At 35.4% G+C, this 3,788-nt stretch carries 4 protein-coding genes; all 4 read left to right on the top strand.

The window, feature by feature from the left end:
• Positions 1-447 (top strand): DUF1566 domain-containing protein (locus tag QZ276_RS00115; protein WP_292484144.1); only part of this gene is annotated, 447 nt, incomplete at its 5' end.
• A 322-nt stretch (positions 448-769) separates the two neighbouring features.
• Positions 770-1,753, top strand: coding sequence for an FISUMP domain-containing protein (locus QZ276_RS00110; RefSeq protein WP_292484142.1), 984 nt, complete (start codon positions 770-772; stop codon positions 1,751-1,753).
• An 851-nt stretch (positions 1,754-2,604) separates the two neighbouring features.
• A complete protein-coding gene (locus QZ276_RS00105) occupies positions 2,605-2,910 on the top strand; it encodes a DUF4160 domain-containing protein (RefSeq protein ID WP_292484140.1) in 306 nt (101 codons plus the stop codon).
• Positions 2,911-3,184: 274 nt separating this feature from the next.
• The gene (locus QZ276_RS00100) at positions 3,185-3,472 is read left to right on the top strand and encodes a DUF2442 domain-containing protein (protein WP_292484138.1); all 288 of its coding nucleotides are present in this window, start codon (positions 3,185-3,187) and stop codon (positions 3,470-3,472) included.
• Positions 3,473-3,788 lie beyond the last annotated feature (316 nt).

The raw sequence follows: 3,788 nt of genomic DNA, 5'->3' as shown, positions 1-3,788 counted from the left end.
ATTACAGTAGAACAACAATCGGTTCAAACAATTGATTATAATGGAACTTTATATGTTTACCCTAAAGACACTGCATCTGACATTGAATGGGGTGGATATGGCACAGAAATAATCGATGGCAATGGAGCAGATAGTGATACTGATGGTGCGGCTAATACCTCGGCTATTGTGTCGCAATTAGGTTCTGATGGACATGCAGCGTATGTGTGTGATACATTAACAGCTTATGGCTATAGTGATTGGTATTTACCGGCAAAACATGAATTGAATGCCATGTATCAAAATAAAGCATCAATTGGCGGTTTCATCAGTTTGGACTACTATTGGAGTAGTACTGAGGTCGACGCTTACGACGCGTGGAGCCAGTACTTCAACGATGGTAACCAGGTCTACTACGGTAAGGACAACTACGACGTCAGTCGAGTCAGGTGTGTCCGCAGAGATTAACAATCCCGACTAAAGTGCGGGACGAGCAAAGCTCGTTTAACAATTTAACAATTGAGAAAAAAAGAACAGCACTACCGTGACTGTTCTTTTTTTCTCAAAATTTTGTACTATATGGGGTTAAGTGTTTATAGCCTAAAAACATAGAACTATTGAAAAGCATGAAACTAAGACATAAAAAATACCCTTTTCCGAAAGGCTACCCTTAGCATAAAAAAATTCAATTCTTTCAATAGGAGTAATTAATACTTTATGAATCTATAATAAAAAGGAGGATACCGAAAATCCAAAAAGAGTAGGTAAAATTTAAAATTTTTAATTGATTATGAAAACCCTAAAATTTTATTTCATTTTTGTTATCGGCCTTGCTCTTTTTTTTACCCAGAGTTGCGAGAAAGATGAAGAAGACCAGGAAACAGCAACTGCCCCGATTGCAGCTTTTACTGCGAATCAGACTTCCATTACAGTTGGCAGTAGCATAGATTTTACTGACCAATCAAAAAATTCTCCTACTGATTGGAATTGGGATTTTGGTGACGGAAACACCAGTAATTCACAAAATCCCTCTCATACTTATAATGAATCAGGAACTTATACGGTTTCACTTACTGTAACCAATAACGCCGGTTCAGATACAGAAACTAAGACAGGTTATATTACTGTAGAGGAAAGCAGTAATGGAAATGAAACCGGCACTTTTACCGATTCACGTGATGGACAAACCTATGAATGGATTAAAATCGGAGACCAGGTTTGGATGGCGGAAAACCTGAATTATGACCAAGATTCCTATGGCAAGGACTGGTGTTATGATAATGATGAGAGCAACTGCAATACTTATGGCCGTTTATACGATTGGGCTGCGGTTATGCAAGATGCAAGCAGCAGCAACAGCAATCCAAGCGATGTACAAGGAGTATGCCCTGATGGATGGCATGTTCCGAGCGATGAAGAATGGAAAGAATTGGAAATACAATTGGGTATGAGCCAATCAGATGCAGATAATACTGGTTATAGAGGAAGCAATGAATCAAGTAAACTGGCCGGAATTGATTCTCTATGGAAGGATGGAGATTTAACAAATAATTCAGGATTTGGCAGTTCCGGGTTTACAGCTCTTCCGGGTGGTTACCGTAACTACGGTGTTACGTTCAGCGGCAATGGTAAAGCCGCGTACTGGTGGAGTTCTTCCGAGGACTCGTCGACGTCTGCCTTGGGCCGGATCCTGCTCTACAACGGCAGCAATGTCTACCGGGACGGCAGCAATAAGGAGTCTGGTTTTTCGGTTCGTTGCGTGAGGGATGATTGATTCACCCCGCAGGATATTATCCAACGGGGTGAACACGAGACTTTAGCAGAGAATATAAATATACAGAAGGCTACAAACCACTAATCGAGTAGGCGGCTGACTTCGAATACTCGGTGCCACCCCGTGAAATGAGAAGCAATTTTGCCTTTGGCCAAATTATTTCACGGGATGAATCCCCACCTACGGTACGGCACAGGCTGTACCGATCTTGTTGACACCGGCCCCCTGAATAGCGTTTTCCATAAAATTCTATTATAACAGATTTTCAGCTACTTTTGCCCCGGCCCTGAAGGATGAAGTAGCTGAAAATCAGGGTTTTCTTCAGTGTTGCGAAACCTACCCGAAAGCTGCGGGTAACATTCCGGTGCTCCACTACCTGTGCAACAGGCCGTGTTAAATAGTATTTGATACCTCTACAAGGTTATTTATAAACCCTTCATCCCTCCATACATCTACTTTATTTCTACATTACATCCACCATACATCTATCATACATCTACTTTACATCTACTTTATTTCAATTGTATTTCTACTTTATATCTACTATACATCAACTTTACATCCACATTACATCTACCATACATCTACTTTATTTCTACCATATATCTACTTTACATCAACCATATTTCAATCATATTTCAGTATATATTTTTTACAAGAGAAGTATATAACCAATTTTTATTTTTTGTAGTTTTGGATAATATAACAGATATCAACGCAATGTGGTTATGAAACAAATAACAGGATATAACGACAATTGTCGTTGTGAACTTGTTGTGGCTCATGGCAAAATAAGCTACGTTGACAATATCAAATGATTTTTTTACCTTTGTATAAAATAACTAAATCATATGCCAAAAATATTTGAATATTTAGGGATTTTAATATTTTTCTACTCAAATGAGCACGATCCAATACATGTTCACGCTAAAAAAGGTGAATGTGAGAGTAGAGCAGAATTTTACATAATTGACGGTATTATTTCAGAAATCAAATTAAAAAATGTAAAAGGAGCTGATCCATTAACAGGAAAGGATTTAAAAGATTTTCAAGTCTTCCTTGAGAATTATGCTGACAAGATTGTTAAAAAATGGATAGATTATTTTGTTTATCATAAAAATGTTGAATTTGAGAGAATAACAAAAAGATTAAAATAAACATATGAAACGAACATGAACTTTTTTAATCAAAAAATACACACACGTGGATGATTAAAAAAGTTTATGTGAGTTCCTGAATGTATTATAAATTTTTTGTATTTTTTTTATCAAAAAATTTTAAACAGATGAAACCTCCATGACAAAATTTTGACACACTATTTATCCCGTATTTTAATCGGGACGCGAATGATTATTTTAGGCAACTCAGCCTAAATGTACCTTCAAGTCAAAAGGAGGTTCCATATACCTTTGTGAACAAAAAAATAAACATATGAAAATCACGGTTGACTATAATGAACAAAAAACGGAAAAGAAACTTGAAATAGTTTCTGCAAAATACCTGGGAGATTATGCAATACGAATTAACTTCCAAGACGGTACTGAGAGATTAATTGATTTTAAACCTTTTTTAACAAAGGCATTGCATCCATCTATCAGGAAATATTTGGACGAGAATAAATTTAAGAATTTTGAGATAAAAGAAGGAAATTTAAACTGGAATGACTATGAAATGATTTTTCCTATTTGGGATTTATATAATGGAAAAATTGATTATTAATTTTATAAGGTTTGTTAAGCGTCGAACCGATATGAGTATTTATCAATATGGATTAATGACCAGATAAACCTATACGAACTTAAAGATAATAACCTTAAAGATAGCTATATAAAGAGTAATTTATCAGATAAAATTATATCGAAAAATATCCTTTTCCGAAAAACTATCCTTAGCATAAAAAAATTCAATTCTTTCAATAGGAGTAATGAATACTTTATGAATCTATAATAAAAAGGAGGATACCGAAAATCCAAAAAGAGTAGGTAAAATTTAAAATTTTTAATTGATTATGAAAACCATAAATTTTATCTCATTT

The sequence above is a fragment of the Methanohalobium sp. genome (assembly GCF_018609725.1).
Taxonomy (GTDB): Archaea; Halobacteriota; Methanosarcinia; order Methanosarcinales; family Methanosarcinaceae; genus Methanohalobium.
Note: the sequence above shows the minus strand (reverse complement) of the source record. Positions and strands in the feature narration are given on the sequence as shown.

Bases quoted from the DNA above. Each gene is read 5' to 3' on its own strand.
- QZ276_RS00110 (WP_292484142.1), top strand. From the start codon at position 770: ATGAAAACCCTAAAATTTTATTTCATTTTTGTTATCGGCCTTGCTCTT.
- QZ276_RS00105 (WP_292484140.1), top strand. From the start codon at position 2,605: ATGCCAAAAATATTTGAATATTTAGGGATTTTAATATTTTTCTACTCA.
- QZ276_RS00100 (WP_292484138.1), top strand. From the start codon at position 3,185: ATGAAAATCACGGTTGACTATAATGAACAAAAAACGGAAAAGAAACTT.